The 24,942-nt window shown below is 35.5% G+C and carries 25 protein-coding genes and 5 tRNA genes; 1 reads left to right on the top strand and 29 read right to left on the bottom strand.

The genetic code is table 11. From position 1 onward, the window contains the following. Window positions 1–146: 146 nt before the first annotated feature. The 23 genes from ACRX5O_RS18605 to sigW form a co-directional block, all read right to left on the bottom strand. Complete coding sequence (locus tag ACRX5O_RS18605; RefSeq protein WP_433907326.1) at window positions 147–1,295, bottom strand: DNA cytosine methyltransferase; 1,149 nt, start codon at window positions 1,293–1,295, stop codon at window positions 147–149. A gap of 175 nt (window positions 1,296–1,470) precedes the next feature. Next, a complete protein-coding gene (locus tag ACRX5O_RS18610) occupies window positions 1,471–3,066 on the bottom strand; it encodes an AlwI family type II restriction endonuclease (protein ID WP_433907327.1) in 1,596 nt (531 codons plus the stop codon). A gap of 19 nt (window positions 3,067–3,085) precedes the next feature. Continuing rightward, complete coding sequence (locus ACRX5O_RS18615) at window positions 3,086–3,481, bottom strand: hypothetical protein (protein WP_433907328.1); 396 nt, start codon at window positions 3,479–3,481, stop codon at window positions 3,086–3,088. A 575-nt stretch (window positions 3,482–4,056) separates the two neighbouring features. Further along, window positions 4,057–4,359 carry a hypothetical protein gene (locus tag ACRX5O_RS18620; protein ID WP_433907329.1) on the bottom strand — a complete coding sequence of 101 codons (303 nt, stop codon included), beginning with the start codon at window positions 4,357–4,359 and terminating at the stop codon, window positions 4,057–4,059. 929 nt (window positions 4,360–5,288) lie between these two features. Beyond that, on the bottom strand, window positions 5,289–5,636 hold the full coding sequence (locus tag ACRX5O_RS18625) for a hypothetical protein (RefSeq protein WP_433907330.1): 348 nt from the start codon (window positions 5,634–5,636) through the stop codon (window positions 5,289–5,291). 247 nt (window positions 5,637–5,883) lie between these two features. Then, complete coding sequence (locus ACRX5O_RS18630) at window positions 5,884–6,348, bottom strand: hypothetical protein (protein WP_433907331.1); 465 nt, start codon at window positions 6,346–6,348, stop codon at window positions 5,884–5,886. 37 nt (window positions 6,349–6,385) lie between these two features. Continuing rightward, complete coding sequence (locus tag ACRX5O_RS18635; RefSeq protein ID WP_433907332.1) at window positions 6,386–6,535, bottom strand: hypothetical protein; 150 nt, start codon at window positions 6,533–6,535, stop codon at window positions 6,386–6,388. Window positions 6,536–7,162: 627 nt separating this feature from the next. Then, complete coding sequence (locus ACRX5O_RS18640; RefSeq protein WP_433907333.1) at window positions 7,163–8,689, bottom strand: sigma-E factor regulatory protein RseB domain-containing protein; 1,527 nt, start codon at window positions 8,687–8,689, stop codon at window positions 7,163–7,165. Then, window positions 8,682–9,233 carry a sigma-70 family RNA polymerase sigma factor gene (locus ACRX5O_RS18645; protein ID WP_433907334.1) on the bottom strand — a complete coding sequence of 184 codons (552 nt, stop codon included), beginning with the start codon at window positions 9,231–9,233 and terminating at the stop codon, window positions 8,682–8,684. The genes ACRX5O_RS18640 and ACRX5O_RS18645 overlap by 8 nt, the downstream gene beginning before the upstream one ends. A gap of 226 nt (window positions 9,234–9,459) precedes the next feature. Further along, entirely contained in the window at window positions 9,460–10,773 is a 1,314-nt protein-coding gene (locus tag ACRX5O_RS18650) for a sigma-E factor regulatory protein RseB domain-containing protein (RefSeq protein ID WP_433907335.1), read from the bottom strand. Further along, the gene (locus tag ACRX5O_RS18655) at window positions 10,763–11,305 is read right to left on the bottom strand and encodes a sigma-70 family RNA polymerase sigma factor (protein ID WP_433907336.1); all 543 of its coding nucleotides are present in this window, start codon (window positions 11,303–11,305) and stop codon (window positions 10,763–10,765) included. The genes ACRX5O_RS18650 and ACRX5O_RS18655 overlap by 11 nt, the downstream gene beginning before the upstream one ends. A 338-nt stretch (window positions 11,306–11,643) precedes the next feature. Beyond that, window positions 11,644–12,111, bottom strand: coding sequence for a GNAT family N-acetyltransferase (locus ACRX5O_RS18660; protein ID WP_433907337.1), 468 nt, complete (start codon window positions 12,109–12,111; stop codon window positions 11,644–11,646). 13 nt (window positions 12,112–12,124) lie between these two features. Next, on the bottom strand, window positions 12,125–12,520 hold the full coding sequence (locus ACRX5O_RS18665) for an NUDIX hydrolase (RefSeq protein ID WP_433907338.1): 396 nt from the start codon (window positions 12,518–12,520) through the stop codon (window positions 12,125–12,127). Window positions 12,521–12,563: 43 nt separating this feature from the next. Continuing rightward, window positions 12,564–13,319: a class I SAM-dependent methyltransferase gene (locus ACRX5O_RS18670; RefSeq protein ID WP_433907339.1), complete on the bottom strand. Its 756-nt coding sequence runs from the start codon at window positions 13,317–13,319 to the stop codon at window positions 12,564–12,566. A gap of 95 nt (window positions 13,320–13,414) precedes the next feature. After that, the gene (locus ACRX5O_RS18675) at window positions 13,415–13,921 is read right to left on the bottom strand and encodes an NUDIX hydrolase (RefSeq protein ID WP_433907340.1); all 507 of its coding nucleotides are present in this window, start codon (window positions 13,919–13,921) and stop codon (window positions 13,415–13,417) included. A gap of 153 nt (window positions 13,922–14,074) precedes the next feature. Then, the gene (locus ACRX5O_RS18680) at window positions 14,075–14,698 is read right to left on the bottom strand and encodes an alpha/beta family hydrolase (RefSeq protein ID WP_433907341.1); all 624 of its coding nucleotides are present in this window, start codon (window positions 14,696–14,698) and stop codon (window positions 14,075–14,077) included. A gap of 178 nt (window positions 14,699–14,876) precedes the next feature. Beyond that, window positions 14,877–15,431, bottom strand: a complete 555-nt coding sequence (locus tag ACRX5O_RS18685) for a hypothetical protein (RefSeq protein WP_433907342.1) — start codon at window positions 15,429–15,431, stop codon at window positions 14,877–14,879. Between the two features lie 295 nt (window positions 15,432–15,726). Further along, window positions 15,727–17,529, bottom strand: coding sequence for a glutamine--fructose-6-phosphate transaminase (isomerizing) (gene glmS / locus ACRX5O_RS18690; protein WP_433907343.1), 1,803 nt, complete (start codon window positions 17,527–17,529; stop codon window positions 15,727–15,729). A gap of 430 nt (window positions 17,530–17,959) precedes the next feature. Then, window positions 17,960–19,303, bottom strand: a complete 1,344-nt coding sequence (gene glmM, locus ACRX5O_RS18695; protein ID WP_433907344.1) for a phosphoglucosamine mutase — start codon at window positions 19,301–19,303, stop codon at window positions 17,960–17,962. Between the two features lie 32 nt (window positions 19,304–19,335). Further along, the gene (locus tag ACRX5O_RS18700) at window positions 19,336–20,571 is read right to left on the bottom strand and encodes a CdaR family protein (protein ID WP_433907345.1); all 1,236 of its coding nucleotides are present in this window, start codon (window positions 20,569–20,571) and stop codon (window positions 19,336–19,338) included. Continuing rightward, window positions 20,564–21,391: a diadenylate cyclase CdaA gene (cdaA, locus tag ACRX5O_RS18705; RefSeq protein WP_433907346.1), complete on the bottom strand. Its 828-nt coding sequence runs from the start codon at window positions 21,389–21,391 to the stop codon at window positions 20,564–20,566. The genes ACRX5O_RS18700 and cdaA overlap by 8 nt, the downstream gene beginning before the upstream one ends. 120 nt (window positions 21,392–21,511) lie before the next feature. Continuing rightward, on the bottom strand, window positions 21,512–22,132 hold the full coding sequence (locus ACRX5O_RS18710) for a zf-HC2 domain-containing protein (protein WP_433907347.1): 621 nt from the start codon (window positions 22,130–22,132) through the stop codon (window positions 21,512–21,514). Window positions 22,133–22,148: 16 nt separating this feature from the next. Next, window positions 22,149–22,712: an RNA polymerase sigma factor SigW gene (gene sigW / locus ACRX5O_RS18715; protein WP_119706299.1), complete on the bottom strand. Its 564-nt coding sequence runs from the start codon at window positions 22,710–22,712 to the stop codon at window positions 22,149–22,151. Window positions 22,713–22,907: 195 nt separating this feature from the next. Here sigW and ACRX5O_RS18720 point away from each other — a divergent pair, with 195 nt between their 5' ends. Then, window positions 22,908–23,078, top strand: coding sequence for a Spo0E family sporulation regulatory protein-aspartic acid phosphatase (locus ACRX5O_RS18720; RefSeq protein ID WP_433907348.1), 171 nt, complete (start codon window positions 22,908–22,910; stop codon window positions 23,076–23,078). A gap of 17 nt (window positions 23,079–23,095) precedes the next feature. Here the strand turns inward: ACRX5O_RS18720 and rocF are convergent, their stop codons facing one another. The 6 genes from rocF to ACRX5O_RS18750 all read right to left on the bottom strand — a co-directional run bounded on the left by rocF (window position 23,096) and on the right by ACRX5O_RS18750 (window position 24,832). Beyond that, a complete protein-coding gene (gene rocF, locus ACRX5O_RS18725) occupies window positions 23,096–23,992 on the bottom strand; it encodes an arginase (protein WP_433907349.1) in 897 nt (298 codons plus the stop codon). 152 nt (window positions 23,993–24,144) lie between these two features. Continuing rightward, window positions 24,145–24,217, bottom strand: a tRNA-Lys gene (locus ACRX5O_RS18730). Window positions 24,218–24,347: 130 nt separating this feature from the next. Next, window positions 24,348–24,419, bottom strand: a tRNA-Gln gene (locus ACRX5O_RS18735). 62 nt (window positions 24,420–24,481) lie between these two features. Continuing rightward, window positions 24,482–24,565, bottom strand: a tRNA-Tyr gene (locus ACRX5O_RS18740). A gap of 18 nt (window positions 24,566–24,583) precedes the next feature. Beyond that, window positions 24,584–24,659, bottom strand: a tRNA-Thr gene (locus ACRX5O_RS18745). 100 nt (window positions 24,660–24,759) lie between these two features. Further along, window positions 24,760–24,832 (bottom strand) — tRNA-Val (locus ACRX5O_RS18750). Window positions 24,833–24,942 lie beyond the last annotated feature (110 nt).

Below are 24,942 nucleotides of genomic sequence, written 5' to 3' on the forward strand. Positions count from 1 at the left end.
TAATCCCCATATGTTGAATTTCTAGTATAAAAAAATACCTGTAGTTAAAACACTCTTTTTTCAAGTGTCCTAACTACAGGTACCATATTATCCTATAAATTGGTAACATCCTTTTTATTTTTATCCTATACAGTTTATTAAAGTGATTAAAGAGCAGTAACTAACTCTTTCATAGACTCTTTCTTAGTACCCTTTAAATTTTCTAATTGTAATTTTGCTATTGGAGGAATCGAATCGTATTCTATTCCTGCAAAAGTTTTAAGTATCGCATTAAATACAATTTTAGCACCTTCAGGAGGTACAGCCATACCTATTTGTTTTCTTACCGCTTCTTTACTACCCAAAAACACAAAATCATCAGGAAAAGTTTGGAGTCTAGCTCTTTCACGATTAGTTAATGCTCTATTCTCACTCCAGTGGTACATGTGAGTTCCACCGCCACCACTACCTGTAACAGTATAAGCCGGTCTATTAGGATCTAGCCTTTTATAAATCGAACTTAACCTTGCACCTTTTACATTCAATCGAAGCTCTTCTGGTATTCCTAAATACCAAGCATTTTCCCCTGCTGGTATATAACTTAGCATTTCTTGAACTTTTTCAGTATGTTTAGGCATTTCATGGTTTGGGGCATTCTCTGGAATCGGTGGCTCCAAAATAGCTTGACGAGAAGTTTTATAATCTGTTGAAGACAATGTTGTTGGTGCTGGAACTTTAAATTTCACACCCTTTTCATATAGATCATTTCGAATTCCTACAATAATAATCCTATGTCTAGCTTGTGGAACACCGTATTCTTCAAATTTATACAAATGAGGAGTTAAGTTATATCCTGCTTCTTCTAGTTCAGTTAGTATTCTTATAAACGCATTACCTTCATTCGCACTTTGAAGTCCACCAACGTTTTCAGCAACAAAGAATTTAGGTTGATATAATTTTAAAACCTTGACACCATAAGAATACAACGGACCAAAAGTTCCCTCTAATCCTTTCTTTTCACCTACATTCGAGTAGTCGTTGCACGGGAACCCAAATGCAAAACAATCTATATCCCCTAATATAGATTTATCTCCTATTGGTAAATTTTCAACTGGGCCCACGTGAACCGATTCGTCATTTTCATCACCACATATGTTAAATCCAAATGTTTTACAAGCATTGCTATCATAATCATTTGACCATATATGTTCTATTTGCCACTCTTCCCCAGTTTCTGGATGCACAAAACCTGCATTTTTAGCACCTAGAGAAAGCCCGCCTGGTCCATTGAATAGTTCTCCCTTTAAAAATTTCATAAGATGTTACAACTCCTAAAAACGAATATTTGTTCTTGCATATATCTATGCTGTTTATTATACACCTTTTCTATTAAATTTGTAGCTTAAAAGTTTTTACTAGGATACACTACACTCTAGCAACAAATAAAAAAAGATTAGAAAACTCACTCAAGAGTTTCTAATCCCTAATTTTTTAAAGCATTTCTGCTACGTTATCATACCCTTTGTTGGTAAACAAAGATATAAATCTTTCTTTTCTTTCTTCCTTACTTAATTCGTGCTCCAAGCAATAATCTAGAAATCCTAATAATGCTTTTGCTGATAAAATTCCACCAGACACATTGATTTCGGAGTTAATCATTTTGGCCTTCTCGCTTATTTTTTCGAGATGCCTTTCTCCACCAAACATATTCGCAGTTACATAACCAAAATATGCAACTGATTTTCCTTCGTAGCCGTGATAATTTGGGATATACTCCGATGCCATGTGTGATGCTAGATTTGCTGATAAAGTGAATTTTTCACTATAATTTTTAGCATCCATAATACAAATTGTTTCTTCATCTACATGAATTAAAATCTCAATTTCCGTTCTTATGTCATCACCTAATGGCTTAGGACGCATAACTACTTCGAAACCAATCGATCTTAAAATTTCACCTGTTTTATCCTCAAAAACACGATCGTTTTCTTCGTAAAGATATGACTCAACAAAATCTTCATTTAGAGATTCATAAGTGTGTTTGTGTAACTCATTGGCAAATTTTCTAGCTTCATTGGTGGAAAGTTCCTGTTCTAATATCTCTGTAACTTCCTCAATGCTTAATCCCTGAATCAATGGATAAGCAGATAAAAGGCGTTGAACCTTTCGCATGCTTTTCCCCTTATTTGTAGCAGGAGGTAACGCTCCAAATGCACTTGCTTTGTAACTATCTACATCTAATCCTGCGCTTTCAGCGAAACGTTCAAGGGAAATTAAGAACCTTTTATTAAAGGGATACCTATTTTCTAGGTAGTCCAGCATTTTAGAAGTTGCCTCATGCTTATCGGTTGGTAATCTCAAAGCGTCTCCCCTGACGTAATCAACAAGCCCTGTATAATCACAAAGCATCATAAACGTATGAGCAACATCCCCGTGTGCTGACGCAAAATCACGAGCATCACTGTCTGACCTTTCTCTATGATCAAATTGAGTGGCTACCGCCTGCTTCAAATCATGTTTTTCATTATCAGAAGCATTTCTAAAATCAATGATTTTTTTAGTAACAGTAATTAGTTCATCGTCTCGTTTAGCAGTAAGTGCAAAAAATGTGATTTCCTCTTTGGTAATATAATAATTTAGTAATGATTGATTTACTAAACGCACAAGGAACATCGCTGGTCTTATTTGATAACCATCTTCATACTTAGGACGAAACCCGCTATCTAAAAAATAAGCATTAGGAATTTGTAAGGTTAAAATCTGCTTTGATATATTTTCCCTGACTTTTTCGGAATTTAATATTTTCTGACCAACCTTTGTAAGGACTAAGAAACCCTCTTGATTTAAGTATACATACCCGAAGGTACGCAACATAGCTCCCCATGTCCTTCCACCCGACCCGTCATTACTAATATTGTCTCTCTTCAACCCTTCTGACACTAGGACAGATTCGTATTGTTTATGAGCATCTCTATTTCCATACCAAACAATAGAAAAATCATTAGTAGCGATTTTAAGTGCTCGAAGTGCATCTACATGAAACTTTGGATCCCGCTCTGGTCGAGTAATAAACCATACTTTTCTCATGATATACTCCTCCTTAATTTTAAGAGATTAGGACTTTAACCTTTTCCATAATTTCCTTTTCTTTTTCATTTAATTTATTTTTATATTCCATGGATGCCCAATCGCCCAAGACATCAAGAAAAAGCTGTTTATCAGAGATAATGAAATCGTTTATATAATTTTCATCCTCATCAGATAGACGAGAAATCAATGTTGAAATACTCAGTATTTTCATATCAAAAACATTCAGAAGCTTATGTTCTTTTAAATCATGTTTTTCGTTAATAACCGAAAGTACCTTCACAAATGAAGAAATATGTATATCTTCATTATTGTTGTAAGCATCATTAAACCAATTGTTACTATTCCCCGCACGGTTACTTACTTCTCTATGGGTCAACTTAGCCTCAGAGATTAAATCATCAATATTATCCATCAGCCTATAAAGTAGACTTTTTCTCAATAGTTTTATGAGTATACTCTTGTCGATTTGAATGCACCCTCTTTCTGTTTATTATCCCTTAGTCATAGTTTAGTCCTTACCAAAATAAAAAAATCACCTATAAAGGTGATATTTCGTTGCGAATCATTATTTTTAATTTTTCTTAGTATTCCTTACTAGATTTATGCCCATACCGTCATCATATGGTTGCGAATAGTAAATTTTACCGCACTTTTGACATTCCACATCACAAACACGATTATATATAAGTTTTTCCTTTTTAGATAAATGCTCTGATGGTTCTTCGACACCAATAACAAGCAATACTCCTCCACAATTGCAAATCAAATTTATCGCCCCTCATTCAAAATAAACAAACTTTATGTACTACACACTTATATTTACCCTCACTAATTATCATAAGCAATCCCATTTTACTCCAAACCTTTTTATATCAACGATTTGCATAGAAAAAGTGTTGACAATACCTACTTGATTTTCCCTTTAAATTACGGTTGAGTGTTAACACATTTAGATTTAGTTGTGATTGATAGTGAATAAGTGTTTTACTATCTGCTGTAACGAGCATGCTTCTTTTCATATTGATTTAATGTAGGAAATTCATTCTGGTTAATAAAGATATAATATTTTCGCAAAGCATTCTGAATAGAACCATTTGAGTCAATTAGCTCTCTCTTAATTCTCTTTAACGTTTCATACATCTCCTCATCATCTTTTACAATTTCATCCAAATTAACGTGAAATTCAACTTCCACTTTTCTTGCTTTGCTCAATCTTGAACGAACAGCCTTGTCCTTACTTTCAATCTTACTGTCTTCAACTAGGAACTTTCCAAACTCTTCTTCTTTCATTCAAGCCTCTCCCTACTCCATTAGAATTTAAAAGCATTCTACTATCTGGTTATAGTATAAACTATTTTTTTGTAGCTAGATTAAGCAATTGACAGCCTAAACACTGCATTTAACTTTCTCTGATTAAATGTAGCTGCACAAATGGATGCCTAGATACAAAATAATTGGTTCTATGTTATGTTAATACTTGAAGATTCAAAGGAAAGGAAGTATAAACCAATTGGTTGGTCGTAATAATGCTTGTGTGGAATGAGATATAAAAAATGCTGTATAAATAAGAACTTAGACGAAAAAAGTTTATGGAAAGAACGAGCTTTAGTCTAAGGCACTCCGTACTCTTTTAACGAAAAACTTGTAAATACATTCTTAGCTGTATTTGATCACTCAGTTAAAGAGGCTTGGCGTGGTGCATGTCAAAGGTATTGATTGTAAATTACAATTAGGGTTCGTGAAAGCTGAGTCAGTTCCCTTCCCTTTCTGTCACTCTTGGATAACTATTGATGGAGAAGTTTTTGACGTTGGTCTATATCGTTCAAATCCTTATATTCTTAGTCCAAAAGAATATTTAGAAGTATCAGCCCTATTTCAAAGGAGTAAACCTTGAAACGAATCAGCCTTCACCGATTCAAATTGGCGCAACCACAGAACGTATAGATACAATTTATGAACAGCTATCTCGTATGACAGTGGGTGAATATTTTAATGGATGGCCACTCCATAAAGATGGTTTTTTGGGGTGAAATCATATGAATTGCTAAGAAGTTAGATTTAACAATGGATATAGGAGAACTACAAGAAAAATATTCTGAACAACCTTATCAAAAATTGGATCAATGCCCCCTATACTTTGAGTACAATATTTCACAATATCCCTATATATACACGAAAAAAGCGATGCCTTTTTAGTATCGCTTCAAATAGCTTACTATCTAATTCTTGCTTAATAAAATGGTTTCAGCATTACCATTCCATTCCACTGTCACTTTTACCTCTGAATCTTCAATGACTTTGGCATTGGTTGGATTCGCTTCATCTCTACCGATAAGAAAACCGCCCTTCGTCAACTTTATTCCACTTTCTCCAAAGCCACCCGCATTAGTGTCAATATTATAAGTTAATTCACCAACGGAGTTAATATCTTTACCTTTATATTGAAGTTTGAATTCCTGTGTTTCATAGTCATCATTGGTTTGTGTAACCTTTAATTCAGCAGACCAATTATCTGTCTCTCCTGAAAATGTAAAAGTTTTTGAACTACAAGCGGTAAGTATTAACAAAAAGACAACCAATAATGATGGAATCTTTTTAATGATAATTCACCCCATTTCTTATTGAACAATCGATTACCCAAATTGTACCATTTCACGAAGTGAAAATGTTAAAACTTTTTATTCTAACCTGCTTCACTACTATAAGAAGAAAAGGGTTTGTCTGTTTTCAAACATAGCTCTCATTAACTAAGCTGCGTTTATAATTTAATCTGTTCGTATTAACATTAACTTTAATAAATAAAAGTGCGACCATCTATGGTCGCACTTTATGATAAGAGTTGATTAATTTAAATTCCTTTTCAGACTTACCTGATTCAGGACAAAGTGAAAGTAGGTGTGCATTAACTGCATAGGTAAATTCATCTTCTGTTTTAATTTTTTTCTTATTATTAATAATCAATTCATCTCGTTGTATAGAAATTTTTATAAGATGGGTGTATTTTCCTTCGTTTTCACTTGGTCCAAGCTCTCTTATCCAAATACGTAACCCTTCTGGTTTAGGCTCTCCCCAATTTATTGAGTCTGCTTGATATTTATTATGGTAATAATCCACTAAGCTATGATGCATCCATACCTGCATTGTATCATATATAAACATCTTTGTAGCTTGGTCCTTAACTTCATATTCCTCTCCTCCAACTGCTGTAACTTTCGTACCAGAAACATTTCCAGCAGTTAAGAAGAAAACCGTAACTAACAGTCTCACTAATTTATTCATAGCAACCGCTCCCATATTTTTATTTGATTAGGGTTGCCTAAATGATATCTTTTATTGCATTCGTAATAGCAGTTAAATGTTCAACAAAGCTTCCTTCTTCAACTAACTGCACCGTTAGTACAAGAAGAGACTGCTCTTGTTGGGCAGCGGTACACGTTAGTTTGATTCTTTGCCCCTTGAGAATCAAAAAGGATCCACCCTAGTTCGGAATACGCTGACGGTTTGGTATTTCTAAATATCTCGATGTTATTAGAATCTTCATTATAAAAGGGGTAAATAGGATTACTTTCTTTATCGAATTCAATTTCTAATGATTGGAATTGGCCCATGAAAACACTCCTTTTAACGACCAGTAGTTTGGACGAGCGATATATTATATGATGCATTATAAAAAAAAAAGAACCATAAACCTTATTTGATTAATTGGCCCTTTAAGGAATGGAGTGTATTTTTCATGTTGTGTTTACTGTCTTATATGTCTGTAAAGGTGACAAAAATCATTTACAAGGGTTTAGTGCGTTAAGGAACCGACTTTTTTTATGTGACTTCTTCAAGTAAAGCCCCCGTTTATTTAAGTGTATAATTTCACAATCTTATCTTTAGATCCATTCTCATTTTCATTCATTACAGGAATGCTGCCCCTATTTTTTAATAAAGAAAGGATCCCAATTTTAAGGAATACCGACAGCCCTATAGCTGGAATGGTAAATGCAATCGTCCCAACTACTAGTACAACTGTTTCCGCCTGAAGAGTCCTTGCTATTTATCCTCTCTACAAAAACTAGGTATTCTTTTTTTATGTCTCTTTCTAACTTTAAGGTATTTTATTTACTAACTGGAAGCCCTTCATAAAAGAAATAGTATCCTCTAGTGAAATGTACTGGCTTTCTATATCATAAATATAATCACCTTGATTCCCTATTAAATGGACTGATTCGCCTTCAGAATCCTTTGAGGTTTTACCTTCCCACTTTATTCCGCTTTGTTCAAATGGAGTGACTGACGTTTCACCAGTCATTTGAAAGGAGCCAGTATCTCTAACATACGAGTCTTTATGATGGACTCTAACCGATAGCATTTGGTTTGAGTTATTATCTTTGTCTGGATCTAAACTGTAATATAAATATCCAGTTTTAAACTGCCTAAAGGTTTCATAACTTGCTGAAATTAGTGTTAAGTCCTTATGTGTAAACTCATAAAGGAACGGTATTTCTTTTTTCATAAGTTTAAACACTTCATCTATTTCCGTTGAGGATTTTGTTCCTGCTACATGAACTACCTCTTCTTCACGGGGGTCAACTTCAACATTAAATTGATCTTTCAGCGCGTTATAACCTTCTAAATTTGGAACAAACAGTTGACTATCAATTGGAACATTAATTTCTAATCTAGTAGGGTGTAAATAGTCAACCACTTCTCCAGCCGCGTTATAAGTCTCATACTTTAACAAAATTCCTGTATCCTTATCCACCCAAAAACGAAACGATTGGAAATCTTTATGGTTCTTTGTTCCTTTAATCACTAGCGTGTTGTGGCCCAGGAGTTCTTCGTTTTGATTTTCTATCTCCCATCGGTTTAAATCCCGAGTGTAATTAGAAGCAATTTCATAAGGGAAAAGTGTTGCACTTGCCATCCCTATAGGAGGCCTTTCTCTATAGCTAGTTACGGAATTCCCGTCTGATGCGACCGAAAAAGCCTGTTCTAATGTAAGGGTGTCACCTGTCCCTAATTCTTCATTCAATACTTGAGCCTCCATATAATTTTTAAAAGATTCGTTAACAAACCACGTTTTACCGTCATGGTAATACTCACTACGAGCTTCATCTTTATCATTGATTGTTTTTGTATATCCCCCAGGTTTATTCTTTAAAATCATCGCATATTCGACTTTCTCATAACCTGGTTGAAAACTGTAATGAATCTTATATTCGCCCCTAGCTGTCTCAAAATAATCTACTGAATTAATCATTTTCGTTAAGATCTCTTCCTTAGTCATATCTTCGTAATATTCCTCTTGTTTTGGCGGAGTATAGACCGTTTCTTGTTTTCTATCCTTTTCTTCCCTTGGTTTCTCAACAATAGACTTTACAGATGCTGATTCCTCTTCAACATTGAATAACTGTAATTGAGTGCCTACAAAGTAACTAATTCCAGTAAACATCAACGCGACAACGGAAAAACTTAACACAGCGCCAAATTTATATTTAAACAGAGGCAGACGTTGCTGCTTAGTACCATTAATGGAACGAAACACTTGGTCTTTATGCTGATCTTTAAACTCTACATGGTTTAATAATTCTTCATTTATTTCCTTCTTTAAGTTTTCCAATTGCTTATTCATGAAAACTCACTCCCTTAAACGATTCTTCTAACTTCAAACGACCTCGGTGCATTCTAGTTCTAACCGTAGTTGGATTTACCCCTAACAAATCGGAAATTTCTTCTATAGTGAACTCTTGATAGTAATATAAAATCATGACCTCTCTTAATTTCAAGGGCAATTCTATGACCTTATTAGACAACAATTCTTTTTTATCAACTAACCCCTGCTGTACCTTGTTGTATGGTATAAGATACTCTCTTATAAAGTCAGTAATCACTAGGTTTCTGTATGACCAGCTCTTTAAAACATCTTTACATTTGTTTACTGTAATACTTATAAGCCATGTTTTATAAGAAGATTCATTACGAAATGTATCTAATTTTTCATAGCATTTGATAAATACATCTTGAGCAACATCCTCAGCTAGCTGCTCTTGTTTTAAATATGTATAAGCGATTCGAATAACTTCGTTCCCGTATTCCTTCATCAACCAGGCTAATTTTTCTTCCTGACTTAAATGGTTTAATACAGTAGATTCGTTATTCTTAAACTTCTCAATCATGACTCTCCTCACGTTTCCTATTATTTATTAATTAGACGATTTACATATGATCAAATGTTTCGTTTATAAGTAAAAATTAAAAACTTTTTTCTAAAAATGACAGTGAAATTTGGGCATTACATCTAGACCTTATGTTTTAAACAAAAAGAGCCTCTTATTTTTAAGAGAGCCCTTCTTGGTATTGAAAGCTATTAAGAACTAATTTTAATTTGATATTCTAAGAAATTTATTCATAAACAACCTTTAGAGAGTCAACTTTATAACCTGTTATAAGGGTTGTGAAATTTTCATGCGATTTTTGAGCACTCGTTTTTGCTAGATATAATATCCCCTCGTTCCCATTTACTTCTACATAGTTTACTAAGTAGCCTTTCTTAACATAGATATACCAAGTATCATCTATATGTAAGAGTGTGGTCTCATTTGGTTTTGCCTTTGCTTCTTCCCATTGATTCTTTAACTCTTTAGGAATCTCGTCTATATCACCAATAGTCATACTAGGTTCTTCTGTTTCTTTACCTTGCTGATAGTCTGTATATCCTTCTAAATTTGGGGTGAATTTTTTCGTGTCTACAGGAACATTTATTTCCAGTTTCGTAGGAGATAAATAGTCTACAACTGCTCCAGCAGAGTTATAGGTTTCAAATTTCACCAATATCCCTGTATCCTTATCGACCCATAATCGCATTTTTTCTATACTCTTTCTATTCTGGACCTTCGCCATCATAACAATCGTATTATGACCTAGCAACTTTTCATTTTGTTTTTCTATCGTTATATCGTTAATATTAGCAATATAATTCCCTATCATTTCATCAGGGAATAAAGATTCCTTTGCAATTCCAATAGGTGGTATATCTCTATTTGAGAGTATAGTGATGTCACCGTATTGGTCTATGTCTAAGAGCTTTTTGTTATCTTCTGAATCACCTTTCGTACTACCAGGGAATGTCATAGTTGCATAATATTTAGCCTCTTCATTCAAACGCCAATACTTATCATTTTGATAATAATTTAAATCACTTGTATTATTATTAAACTCTCGAGAAAACCCACCGTTTTGTTTTAAACTTAGTTCGTATTGCACGGTTACATCTACTGACTCTCCTCCGCCACCATAGTGTAACTGAAACTCTCCCTTAGCTGTATCAAAATATTGAACAGTGTTAAACATTTTTTCAAAGACCTCTTCTCTTGTTACCTTTGTATAATCCTCCTCCTTGGGAGTTGGTTCGTACAAAGTATCATTTTCTTCAATACTTAGTGTTTCCTTTTGTACCTCTACTGGTTTTTCGATTTCAGAACCAGTGTAATTGTCTATCCCTATATTAACCAACACGAATAATATTGCTGCACAAACCACGACACTTAGTACCTCTGGGATTCCTTTCTTAAGTGAATAAAAGTATCCCTTTCTACGATCACTGGTCCTTTTTGTTCCTTCTAAAACAGAATTTATACTTGCGTTTCTATTAAAAGGAATGTCTTTAAATACTTTACTATCCATTTCTTTTTTCAGGCTTCTGAGTTTATCTTCCATGAAAAGACCCTCCTGACACCATGTTCTTTAATAGTAACTTCCCTCGTTTAAGCCTAGTTTTCACGGTATTAATATTTGTTTCTAGGAGGTTATGAATATCATCAAGGCTCATTTCTTCGTAATAGTATAGGATAATAACTTCACGATATTTCATGGGAAGAGCCAACACCAGTTCATAAAACTCTTGCCTTCCATCCTCTTCAAGAAAAGATTGCTCTGCTGATATAGAAGTATTTACTCCTCTTACCATTTCCCCATCTAGGAAACTAAACGTACGATACCATTTGCTTCTAAACTCATCCTTACATCTGTTCACGGTGATCTTATATAGCCACGTCTTATAACTCGAATCTCCACGAAATCGTTCCAAATTGTTATAGCACTTTATGAAAACTTCTTGTGTAATATCTTCAGCTAATGCCCAGTCCTTTACGTATGTATAGGCTAACTTTTTTACACCTAGCCAGTAGTCATCAACTAGGACCTCTAATGTTTCTTCTTTTGTTAGTTCTCTCTCTTTTTTCAAACCCACAAGTTTGTTCACCCCCATATAAAATCATTGTTTAGACTTAAAAGTTTTAGAATAAGTTTCATAAGATTAGAAATTTAATATGTATTTTTTCACTGTCAAGCCATTAATTATCTCTTAATGTATAATGGACTTCAATAAGTTAAATAAAAAGGGTACTTATTCCTTTGGATAAGTACCCTCTTCCACTATCCTGCTCCTATTGTTCAATAGGTAACTCCAACAAATAAAGACATTAATCCTTCTTGGATTAATGCCCCCGTTTATTCAAGTGTATTGGTTCACAATCTCTTAGCTATTAATACAATTTTCTTTTTCAACTATTACAGGAATGCTGCCCGTTATTTCAACAACTTCTTTAAATCAATTCTTGTATAGGTTTTATTATAGGTAGTACCATTATCATTATAAAATAGGGCTTTTTTTAAATATGGTTCGGAGATAGGTTCGTAACCGTGTTTGCAAATTAACTTTATCATTTTGGGATTTTCTATTGGGTCAACACTCACAAATATCTCAGAATAACTTAAACTCTTTGCAATATTTTCTCTATACTTAATTAAATCTGAACCTATACCATTTCTCCGATAATTCTCTTTTACATATAGGTCACTTAATTTAGGAAGCATAGTACCATTTAATTTAAGAACTCCAAAACCTAATATAATTGAATCTTGTTCAGCAATTGCCAAATATACTTCCTTTTTTGCAAATTGCTTTAAATAATTCGTGAATAAATCTTTATTATTCCTAATATCACATAAACCTGATAAGTCGTTTTCATTCGCTAATCTTATTTTATATTTCATTGTTACTCTCCCGTTAGCTGAATAAAGATTGTACTTTTAAAGAAACTTCTTTAGGTTTTACATCTATAGATGATAGCATTTCTATATCAACCCATACAGGCAAATAGGATCCTCTGTTTCTTTTATTGTCAATGAACTCTTCGCCTTCACCATTACCAAAGGTTCCTTTAATTATTTTTGATAGAAAAAAATATTGAGTTCCGTTATATTCAATTTTTGCGATACACTCATTAACCTGTACCTCAACTCCCAATTCCTCTAACGCTTCTCTTTTTGTTGCCTCTTCTGGAGTTTCACCAACTTCAATTCCACCACCTGGAAAAACATAATAAACAGAGCCATCTCTAAGTCTTCGAATTAATCCGACCTTATTATTTTCTATTAACACAACCGAACCTCTATCTCGCATTAAGCAATCCCCTTTATAATAATTCAAATGGCTAAATTGCTAATTATTTTTTTAACTTAAAAACGATAAAATCAGCACATCTAAAATCTTCTTCAAAAGATGGATATTTTTTAAGCATCTCTTTTGACGGCTTCGGCTCTACAATACTTTCTAAGACAAAACCTGTTTTGATTAGAGTGTTTATATAGCTTGTTAATGTTCTATGGAAGAAAAGCATTTTCTCTTTATCGCCTAAACCTTGTTCATAAGCACCTTCATAAAAATATTTATCTACGTTCCAGTGTAACTTTTCACCACTCTCTGTTTTCTCCCAACCACATTCTGGAGTAACAAAACAAGGATGGAGTATCGAAAAGATAAAACAGCCTCCATCTACTAATAAACGATACATTTCTGAAAATGCTTTTTTATAATTTGCAAGGTCTTGAATAACCATATTGGACACTATTAAATCGAAACTTTTATCTTCAAAAATATTCAAATCCTCACAATTACCTTGTTTATAATCAATTAATATATCTCTTGAAGTTCTCTCTTTAGCAATTTCTAACATTCTTGGAGAATAGTCCACTGCTGTCACAGTAGCTCCTAATTTGGATAAAATCCTGCTTAAATATCCTTCACCACATCCAGCATCTAATACTTTTTTATTATTTACATTCTCCATTAGTGAAAATAAAGTGGGATTTAAGAAGACTTCTTTATGTAAGTCTCCTTGTTCGGTATGGTTTTTGGAATATGTATCTGCAAAGGAATCCCATCTTTTAACAGCCTCTTCAGTACCTACATTTTGTATCACGCATTATTCCTCCAATTTTGTTTGCTATAAGACCAAAGGATCCCGCAGCGACCCTTTCTTCTACTCTTGCAATCCGTTTGTTCAACAAGAAAGAATTATTTTTGAGAAAGATTTTTTAACCACTGTTCATTCCACTGAAAATATAATTCACTATTTTCCCTATGTAAAAATAAATCTTTAGGGTAAGGTAAAGCAAGTTCAGGCATATTACCTGGACTAAAATATTGAAGTTCAGCCGTTTCGTTATCTATTGGGCTAAGTTCACCACTTTTAATAACGCAATCAAACATAAAGACGTTATACTCCACTTGATGACCATTAGGATATTGGTAACGAAAGTCTTTCCCACCAAATACACCTAATAACTTTTGCGGCACAACATATAATCCTGTCTCTTCCCATACTTCACGAACAACTGCTTCGGCAGGTGCTTCTCCAAGTTCAATTGCACCTGCAGGGAGGCTCCACTTCTCGCCGTTTCCTTTATTTTGTAATAAAATTTCTCCCAAATCGTTCCGAACAATCCCAGCTACACTCGGCATTAAAATCAGTTCATTACCGACTTTTTCTCGGAGTTTTTTATAATAATCCGACATTCCCATTTTCTAGCCACCTTAAGTTTTTTATTTCTTTATATATTCTCTCCGATATAAAAAATCACCTGTTTTTCTACAACTATCCGGCTTCTTTTGTTAAATAAAGAATTTAATAATAAAAGGCGGTTAATCCTTTCTGGACCAACACACCCCTTAAGTTTAAAACTCATTAATATAAGAAATTACACTCTTTAACATCTCAATAGAGCTTATAGTGTCTTTTTCAAGCTCTAAACTGTGATTTCCACCATCAACCACTTTTAATATAAGATTTTGATTATCTTTCAATTTTTCAAAGCGTTCCTCAATAAAACAAAAACTATCTTTTTCTCCAAAAATACAAAGTCCTTTATTATCACTGTTAACCATTGCATTAAATACATCATCATTTTGTAGTAATGGTGTCAACCATACTACTTTTACATCTTTCAACATTGTATTATCGAGCAGATAACACAAAACCTTTGTTCCGATCGATTTAGCCACTACATAATAATTACTGTATTTCTTGTCCTTTATTGCGTTTTCGATTGCTAATTGTACATCTCTTGCTAAATCCCTATCATTTAAAGTAGACATCTCTTGCCTACTAAACGAATAGTTAATATGTAATATATCAAAGCCTTTAGTGTAGAATAACCCTGTTGTAAAGTGTAATAATGGAGCTTGCGTTGTGTAACCAGCCCCAGGTAAGACAATAACTAAGTTATTTGTTTCTTCCTTGTTTTCAATTAATCTAAAAGGGATACTTTTAGACTCATTAATTTTATTACTTGTCGTCATTTTCTCACTCCCCAAGGTTTTTACAATTTACTATTCCTCACTATAAGGCAATATTCCTTCTTCAAGAAACCTGCTCCTTTTATTTAAGTACAATTCTTCACAATCTTTATTGTAAATAAGAACCGACATGAAGAATATCCTCTGCCCCTTCTATGCACCTAGTAAAGTAGCAGAGAGTCTATTTAAAGAGTTCCCTTGCTGCATTATGTGCACTCTTATAAAAAGGATTATACCTTTTAAGTTCTTCAGTGAGATATTTTATCTCAATGCACTTGGAGTTTATTTTATTCCCTGATACCTTGTACAGGTTAATTAGTTCATCTTGAACTATTTTTAAAGATTTACTTTTTTTAAATGTAATTTCTTTAATTAGTATTTTTTCTATATTAAAAACATCTGAATATATAACCATTGATTTACAACTTCCTATATACTTTTTATAGTTAGAAAGGGCAAAGATTATCGCCTTTAATTCTCCATATATATTCTTTTTAAAACTCTCCTCAGGTGGGTATATATACTGGTGCTTTACTATTACAGTACCTTCTTTTATATATGAACACGAAATTGCCATTGTGGTATATCCCGGTTTCATGGACATATCACAATAAACATACATAGTTTCCTTACTATAGTATTGATCATATATTAATCCTTTTATATTCTCCGGTACCTTTTCTTTATATTTAATCCAAAAATTAACTGGAGTTACTCTTTTTGGAGAACCCTTCATAGGTATCCCTCCTTTTTAATTTGCCACTATATTATGTATTCAAAAATAAAAAAATAAACCCTACTCAAAAATATAGCTCTTACTTGGTTATTTACTCCTTTATATGAAAAAGACACAATCCTTTATAGGATTGTGTCTTACATAACAATCTTTAATTAACATACTACGCAAAGTCCAAATGATAGTTACCAACAATAATGTTTGAGTTACTAACAATATTGTCTAGTTACCAACATTAATGTTTAGTTACCAACATTAATGTTGTTGAACAGTGGTAGACATTTTTAAATAGTAATTACTCAACCGTTACTGATTTTGCAAGGTTTCTTGGCTTATCTACGTCACACTCACGGTGTAGTGCTGCATAGTAAGCGATCAGCTGGGTTGGAATGACAGAGACTAAAGGTGTTAAAATTTCGTGTACTTCTGGAATAACAAATCGATCTTCTTCCATTTCTAAGCCTTTCATTGAAATGATACATGGGTTTGCTCCACGAGCCACTACCTCTTTCACATTTCCGCGAATGCTTAGGTTCACACTTTCTTGAGTTGCTAGAGCTATGATTGGAGTACCATCTTCGATTAAAGCGATTGTTCCATGCTTTAATTCTCCACCTGCAAAGCCTTCCGCTTGAATATAAGAGATTTCTTTCAGCTTTAGTGAAGCTTCAAGAACTACATAGAAGTCGATTCCACGTCCAATAAAGAATGCATTTCTAGTGGTTGATAAATACTCACGTGCAATGGCTTCAAACTCATCTTTAGAATCACAAAGTACCTCGATGGCATTTGCTACAATTCCTAGCTCATGAATTAAATCGAAGCTTACTTCAAGGCCTCGTTTTTTCGCAATTACTTCTGACAAGATAGACAGAACAGCAATTTGTGCCGTGTATGCTTTTGTAGATGCAACCGCGATCTCTGGACCAGCATGAAGTAGCAGTGTATAGTCCGCTTCACGTGACAATGTTGAACCTGGTACATTTGTTACTGTTAACGTCTTATAACCAAGCTTTTTCACATGAACTAGTACCTGACGGCTGTCTGCAGTCTCACCACTTTGAGAAATAAAGATAAATAGTGGATTTGCTGATAATAAAGGTGTGTTATAAGCAAATTCACTCGCAATATGAACCTCCACTGGGATTTGAGCAATTTTTTCAATTAACTGCTTCCCAACAAGCCCAGCGTGATAAGAAGTTCCTGCAGCAATGATATACACTCGATCAGATTGATCCACTGCATCCACAATGTCTTGGTCAATCACAAGCTGACCTGACTCATTTTGGTACTGTTGAATGATTTTACGAATCACAGCTGGCTGCTCATCAATTTCCTTCAACATGTAGTGTGGGTATGTGCCTTTTTCAATATCACTTGCATCAAGCTCTGCTGTATAAGGTGCACGAGTAATGGTTTCCCCTTCAAGATTTTGAATTGTTACTTCATCTTTCGTAACAATTACTACTTCCTTATCCATTAGTTCTACATATTGGTTAGTAACTTGAAGCATCGCCATTGCATCACTAGCCACTACATTGAACCCGTCTCCAAGACCAACTAGAAGAGGACTCTTGTTTTTCGCAACAAAAATCGTCTCATTGTTTTGGGAGTCAAGCAATGCTAGAGCATATGAACCCTTCAAAAGTTTTAATGTTTTACGGAATGCAGCTTCTACTTCAAGACCTTCACTCACAAATAAATCAATTAATTGAACGATAACTTCCGTATCTGTGTCACTCTCAAAGTGAACATTTTGTAGATACTCTTTCTTTAACAAGTCATAGTTCTCAATAACGCCATTATGAACAAGTGTTAAACGAGATGTAGAGCTTTGATGTGGATGAGCATTCACTTTACTTGGCACACCGTGTGTCGCCCAGCGAGTGTGGCCGATCCCTGTGTTTGCCATTACATCTAAGTCGACAATTTCACGTAAGTCGGCAATACGACCCTTTTCCTTAAACACATGAACGCCTTGATCATTCATTACTGCAATACCAGCAGAATCATAACCTCTATATTCAAGCTTTTCTAGCCCTTTTAATAATATTTCCTTTGAATCATTATTACCGATATATCCAACGATTCCACACATAAGTGTAATTCCTCCTAATTTAAGGAGGCAAGTTGCTAACGAGGGCAGACTTGCCCCCTAGTCTCTGTAAGATTTATTGTTAGCTTTTATTGATTTAAGCATTCTTTTTCCCTTTGTCCACCCGGTTACCCTGATGATTTTTAGAAAAAGCATACGATTGTGCTTAACAATCGGGAGGCATCCGCCGAAAAATCGATAAACCTCCTCCTCGTCAACTAGCTGTTCTTCGTCCATCAGCTAGTTCAGGCGCTTTAAGTTTCCTTATTTATTAACCTCTATCCTCCTTCTGCATTCTTTACAAAATCAGGATAATCATACAATATGGATAGGCCTTCGTCAACAAAAAACTATGTGACATAAGGTATCCCATATATAAAAAATATGCATGAGGAGTTGTAAACGTTCCCCTCATGCATATTAATAGGTGACTTTATAGTCCCATTTCGTCCTGAACAACTGCTGCTATACGGCTTACGTAAGACTCACAAAGCTCCTCTGTTGGTGCTTCTGCCATTACTCGAACAAGTGGCTCTGTACCTGAAGGTCGAACAAGGATACGTCCGTTCCCATTCATTTCTGCCTCTACCTCTGAAATAATAGCACTCACCTTTTCATTGTCTGTAACATGGTATTTATCAGTCACACGGATGTTTACCAGCTTTTGAGGGAATTTTTGCATATCTCCTGCAAGCTCCGAAAGCGGCTTCTTCGTGATTTTCATGATATTTGCTAGCTGCAGGCCTGTAAGCAATCCATCTCCGGTCGTATTGTAGTCAAGGAAAATGATATGCCCTGACTGTTCTCCACCTAAGTTGTAGCCGGTCTTTTTCATTTCTTCAACAACATAACGGTCACCTACTGCTGTTTGAACACTTTCAACTCCGTGACCTTCCAAGCCCTTATAAAATCCGAGATTACTCATCACAGTCGAAACAACTGTATTGTGCTTAAGTCTTCCTTGCTCCTTCATGAACTTAGCACAAATATACATAATCTGATCTCCGTCAACGATGTCTCCATTTTCATCAATCGCAATTAGTCTATCTCCATCACCATCGAAAGAGAGACCCACATCCGCTCCTTTTTCTTTAACAAAAGCTGCAAGTGCTTCAGGATGTGTAGAACCAACACCGTCATTGATGTTTAGTCCATTTGGAGATGCTCCCATTGTTGAAAGATCTGCATCTAGGTCAGCAAATAAATGTGTAGCAAGTGAAGAAGTAGCACCGTGAGCACAATCTAGAGCAATATGTATTCCCGTAAAATCTTCATCAACCGTTTGTTTTAAGTATTGTAGATATTTTTGTCCACCTTCAAAATAATCATTAACTTGTCCTAAGTCTGAACCTACTGGTCTAGGCAATTCATCTTTTTCTAGATCCATTAAACCTTCAATCTCAAGTTCTTGCTCATCCGAAAGCTTAAAGCCATCCGGTCCAAAAAACTTAATTCCGTTATCAGCTACCGGGTTATGAGAAGCTGAAATCATAACTCCAGCTTGTGCTCCAAGTGCTTTCGTTAAATATGCCACTCCAGGTGTCGAAATCACTCCTAAGCGCATTACCTCTGCACCGATAGATAAAAGGCCTGCAACAAGTGCTCCTTCAAGCATATGTCCTGAAATACGAGTGTCACGTCCAATGATCACCTTTGGACGTTCTTTATCTTTTGTTAAAACATACCCACCAAAACGTCCTAGTTTAAATGCTAATTCTGGAGTTAACTCACTGTTTGCTACTCCTCGCACCCCATCAGTACCGAAATATTTACCCATTAAAAGATCTCTCCTTAATAATTGTTGTGCATCTATGCTTCTCGTTTTGTAATCGATATTTTTGCTGTCTGTTGGTTTATCGTCCAATTAATATTCGTTGGACCAGTGACGTTCAAGTCGACACTATGTTCTCCTTCACCTAGGCCGGCTAAATCAAGGATGACGCTAAAGTCACTTTCTTTTAAGGAACCTATTATACTACTCTCACCCGTTGCAGTAATTGAAACCGATCCTTCAAGAGGTTCTTTGTATGACATATTTAAGTCAGCTGCCAACCCATTTGCTTTGATGGGAATATTTGAAAAGGTAATATCCTCTTCCCGACTAACCTTAATGGTGACATCAACAGTCTCTGGATCCACTTTAACAATGCCTTCAGATATAATGACTGGCAGAGTTAGAGTCGTATCATCATTTATTGAACTAACATCTACCTCCACACGAACAGATTCTGTCTTGTCTAATATATCCGCTTTAGCAAGTATGGTTGCTTGCGATTGAGCTAAATTAATCGAGTCAATCGTTACCCCACTGGGGGGAGTGCCCTTTTCAACAATTTTTATTGGAACTTCTTTACTAGAAGCCTTTACAGGTATGGTCACTTCTACTGTATCTGAATCTAGAGTGACATCAAGCTTATTAAGGTCTTGATCCAAGACTAAAATTTTTGCTTCCTTCGTTACAGTATCTTCAATTTTGCCTTCTAAATCTATCGTTGCTTTTACATATGTGATTTTTTCAATTACATCTTTTGCGCCGGTAATTTTAACTTTGTTAGGCTTAACAACTGCCTGCTCAGCGGTATACCCATCTGCAACAAGACTTGTATTATATTCGGGCTCCACCTTAAATTCCTGTGTTACCTTCTCCTGTATAGATACATTAGCATAATCCGGTTCAATTTCCACCGTTAGTCTGTCAGACACATCTCTTATTTCAATCGGTACTCGTTGCGTACCTATCTCTGCCTCTGATAAATCTACATACACTTCAAATGATCGAGAGGTCTTTGCTTGCTGCAAGAGATTTTTAGGCCCACTTAACTTGATTGTTACAGTACTTGGAACCCCACTTACGACAAGGTTTTCCGTATCATAATAACTCTTCACAGGAACGTCTGTGATTGTTTCCGTTTCTTGATCCTGTGGCACATTAATAGCCAAATCTTCTCCGTCGTACACGTATATGAAGAGCAAAAAAGCTAATAGCAAAGCAACAACCCTAATAAACCATCGATTATCAATTAGTTTATCAATTAAATTATCCATTCTTTTTTCCCCTCCAATTCCATCGAGGTGTGGAGGCTTGCTTCGGCTTCATTGGAGTAATAAATTCATTAGCTAACATTTGCTTAAATTGCTCAAGCTTCAAGTCACGGTGAAGTTCTCCATTTTTGGTAAGTGAGATTGCCCCTGTTTCTTCAGAGACAATAACCGTTACACTATCAGTCACTTCACTAATTCCTAGAGCTGCTCTGTGCCTTGTTCCTAATTCTTTAGAAATAAAAGGGCTCTCAGATAATGGAAGATAACAGGCAGCAGCGGCAACCATATTCTTTTGAATGATAACAGCCCCATCATGAAGCGGAGTATTCGGTATAAATATATTAATTAATAACTCTGAGGAGATTTTTGCTTGTAAGCCAATCCCAGTCTCTATGTAATCTCCCATACCAGTTTCTCTTTCAATTGACATTAACGCACCGATTCGACGCTTTGCCATATAATCGGTTGCCTTCGTAATCGCTTCTACCATTTTTTCCTGTTCTTCCTCTTCCTGTACTCCTGTTCGAGAGAAGAAACGTCCTCGGCCTAGCTGTTCAAGTGCTCTTCTAAGCTCGGGTTGAAAGATAATAATAATTCCAAGAACTCCCCAAAGCAATACTTGTTCCATCATCCAATTCAGTGTTTTTAGGCTAAACCAATCACTAATCACTGTAACCATTAATATAACAAATATCCCTTTAAGCAGTTGGACCGCCTTAGTACCTTTAATAACCATGATCAGCTTATAGATCACGTACCAAACTAGGAGAATGTCAATGGTAATGGATAAGTATTTCAAAACATCGAAATCCGCAATCGACATTGTACTTCCTCCAAATATATATTTCAAAGCATTAAGCTAAAAGTTTTGTTTAACTTTCTCATTATAACATAAAAATGAAATGACAAAAAATTAGTCACTCTTATACGAGCGACTAATTATTCAATCCTTATCTCGAAAAACGCTAACTAGTTCTTTGCTTGTCTTTTTTACATGATACCAAATCCACTCAAACACTTCATTTACTACCTTAATATCACCCGTAACATCTCCCGCAGAGGCTAAATAGTTTTCTCCGTTAATGACCGTTACGTCACCTTCAACTATTCCCTCAATTTGAAGGTCACCATTCCTAACTGTAATATCCCCTTTAATTACTTCGCCCTCAGGAACAATAACGGTATTATTATGAACTACTAAATTGGGTTGCTTTGTTACTGAAAACTCATGATCTTTGTTCCAAGTTGATAATAAACTGCCTGTCATTAATATGATAAAAAGAGAGGCAGCGGTCAACAAAGGATGGTGTCGGAACCATCGGTTTACACTTACCCTTCTTTTTTCTTTAGGAAGTCGAGCCATTACATTTTCAGTAAAATTACTTGGAGCCTGTATATGAGAAGTGCTCTGCACTAAGGCAATTGCCTTCTCTAATTCATGAAAATAACTTTGACATTTTGGGCAGGTCTGTAAATGCTTTTTTAGTAAATGTTCATCATGCTCTTCAATTTCTTCATCTAGATATTCATGCATATACAAGACAATGTTATCTGGACACTTCACTGATTTTCACCTCTCATTAAACATTTCTTAATTGGTGTCGTAATGCTTCCCTACCCCTGTGTATCCTTGTTTTTACTGTGCCTAGTGGGATATCAAGAATCTCACTAATCTCATTTAATGAAAGTTCTTCAATATATTTTAAGACAATCACAGATCGATATTTTTCTGGCAGCTTAGTAATTTCTCGTTGAATGGTCTCTTGTAATTCGAGACTCTCTATTTCATCCTCAGGAAGAATCGTATCTGAGGCAATTTGAGAATACATGGTCAGTCCATCTGTGCCAGATACTTCTGCATCAAGGTAATAGTCCGGCTTTTTCTTTCGAATCCGGTCAATACATAGATTTGTTGCAATTCTATATAACCATGTTGAAAACTTTAAATCAATATTAAAGCTTGATATGTTAACATATGCTCTAATGAATGCCTCTTGTGCCATATCCTCTGCTTCATGACGATTTCCGAGAATTCGGTAACAAAGTTGAAAAACTTTATCCTTATATATCTCAACGATTTCCCCGTATGCACTTTGGTCCCCTTTTAACACTTGCTTGATTCTTTTTTTAATCAGTGCTTCCATTCCTATACCTCCGCTCTAATGCGGCTACTCGATAATACGTATCGATACCGGAAAAGGTTTCATTTCTTACAAAAAATTTTTCTCCACTACATATTTTAACAAATATTTACTGTAAATTGTTTAAAAATTTAGGCTCTGGGTATAAATGTAGCAATTAGGGAGATTATTATATCATTACGTATAGGAGTGAATCATATGGATAAGCAATCTCTGCTAAAAGACATTGAAGCTCATCGAAGTAAAATGTTGAGTCAAGCATCTCACTCTTCATTAAGCAATGAAAAGGTAATCAAACTTAGTAAAAAATTGGACAATCTATTAAATAAATACGATCGCTTAATGAAAAATAGCAGCAACTCTTTATGAGAGTTACTGCTATTATTTTATAATAACTTTTCGCCAAATAAAGAACCCATTAATGCAACAGCAACTGAAGCTGTTTTATTTTTATCATCTAAAATTGGATTAACTTCCACAAATTCAGCAGATGTAATAAGTTTAGATTCTGCTAGCATCTCCATGGCAAGGTGGCTTTCTCGGTAGCTAATACCTCCAGTAACAGGCGTTCCTACTCCTGGAGCATCATGCGGATCTAGCCCATCTAAGTCTAAAGAGAGATGTACCCCATCTGTTCTCTCTTTTAAATACTCTATCGTCTCTTCCATTACCTTTGTCATACCTAAACGATCGATTTCATGCATCGTATATACTTTTATACCAATCTCTTTTATTAACTCTTTTTCTCCATCATCAAGTGCTCTGGCACCTATTATAACAATATTTTCAGGCTTAATTTTAGGTTCATATCCTCCGACACTTGTTAATATCTCATGTCCTATCCCAAGACTTACAGCTAGTGGCATTCCATGGATATTTCCAGAAGGTGATGTTTCCGCTGTATTAAGGTCCCCATGTGCGTCATACCAGATAACACCCAAACTTTTGTAATGCTTTGAAACTCCAGCTAGTGTACCAATCGCAATACTGTGGTCTCCTCCAAGGACAAGCGGAAATGCTCCTGCAGAGATCGCTTGATCAACTTCCTTTGATAGTGCCTCATTTTTTTCTGCCACAAGATGTAAGTTTCTTAAATTAGATTGCTCGTCTATCACAACCTCTGGTCTTCCAATCGGGATATCCCCTAAATCATGAACTTCATCAAAAAGGTTTCGTAATCTTTCAACAACCCCAGCATACCTAATGGCACTTGGCCCCATATCTACCCCACGTCTCATTTGACCAAGATCCATTGGCATCCCAATAATAGATAGTTTTTTCATCCTCTAACCCCCTGTCTGTTCTACCTCCTATTGTATACATTTCTATGTCTATGACTCAACTCGACAAAATCACGCATAAATATGCAGTCTATATCCAATATTCTGAAAAAAAGGCACGCAAAAAAACCTTAGGAAAACTCCTAAGGTTTCAATGAGCCATGAAGGACTCGAACCTTCGACCCTCTGATTAAAAGTCAGATGCTCTACCGACTGAGCTAATGGCTCAAAATATTAGTGTCTAGCTACAGCAACTAGGGGCTCGGGGTTATAAGTCAAAGCCCTTCAGAGGTCAGGACCTCCTACGATCTTCGCCTTATACCTGTCGCCCCTATTCAAGTTGCTTCCGCTTTTCCGACTGGGCTAGCTGGATTCGAACCAACGCATGACGGAGTCAAAGTCCGTTGCCTTACCGCTTGGCTATAGCCCAAAAGTCAAAATAAAAAGGACATCTTTAGCTTGTCCAGTTTTAGACTTACTATGTAAATGAAATGGTGGAGGGGGACGGATTCGAACCGCCGAACCCAAGGGAGCGGATTTACAGTCCGCCGCGTTTAGCCACTTCGCTACCCCTCCATTATTCTAAATGAAGCGTGGTGCCGGTGAGAGGACTTGAACCCCCAACCTACTGATTACAAGTCAGTTGCTCTACCAATTGAGCTACGCCGGCAAATTTAAGCTATTTTTTATTTCGTGAATTTATTAAGGATGACTATTTTCCACTAGCGTGAAAGAAGGATGATTATTTTCACTTCGTGAAAAAATCCTAATGGAGGATGACGGGATCGAACCGCCGACCCCCTGCTTGTAAGGCAGGTGCTCTCCCAGCTGAGCTAATCCTCCGAAATTGAATGTTATTTTCACTTACATGAAAATACTTGGTGACCCCTACGGGATTCGAACCCGTGTTACCGCCGTGAAAGGGCGGTGTCTTAACCGCTTGACCAAGGGGC

The sequence above is a fragment of the Robertmurraya mesotrionivorans genome (genome assembly GCF_050971805.1).
In the GTDB taxonomy this organism is placed as follows: Bacteria; Bacillota; Bacilli; order Bacillales; family Cytobacillaceae; genus Robertmurraya_A.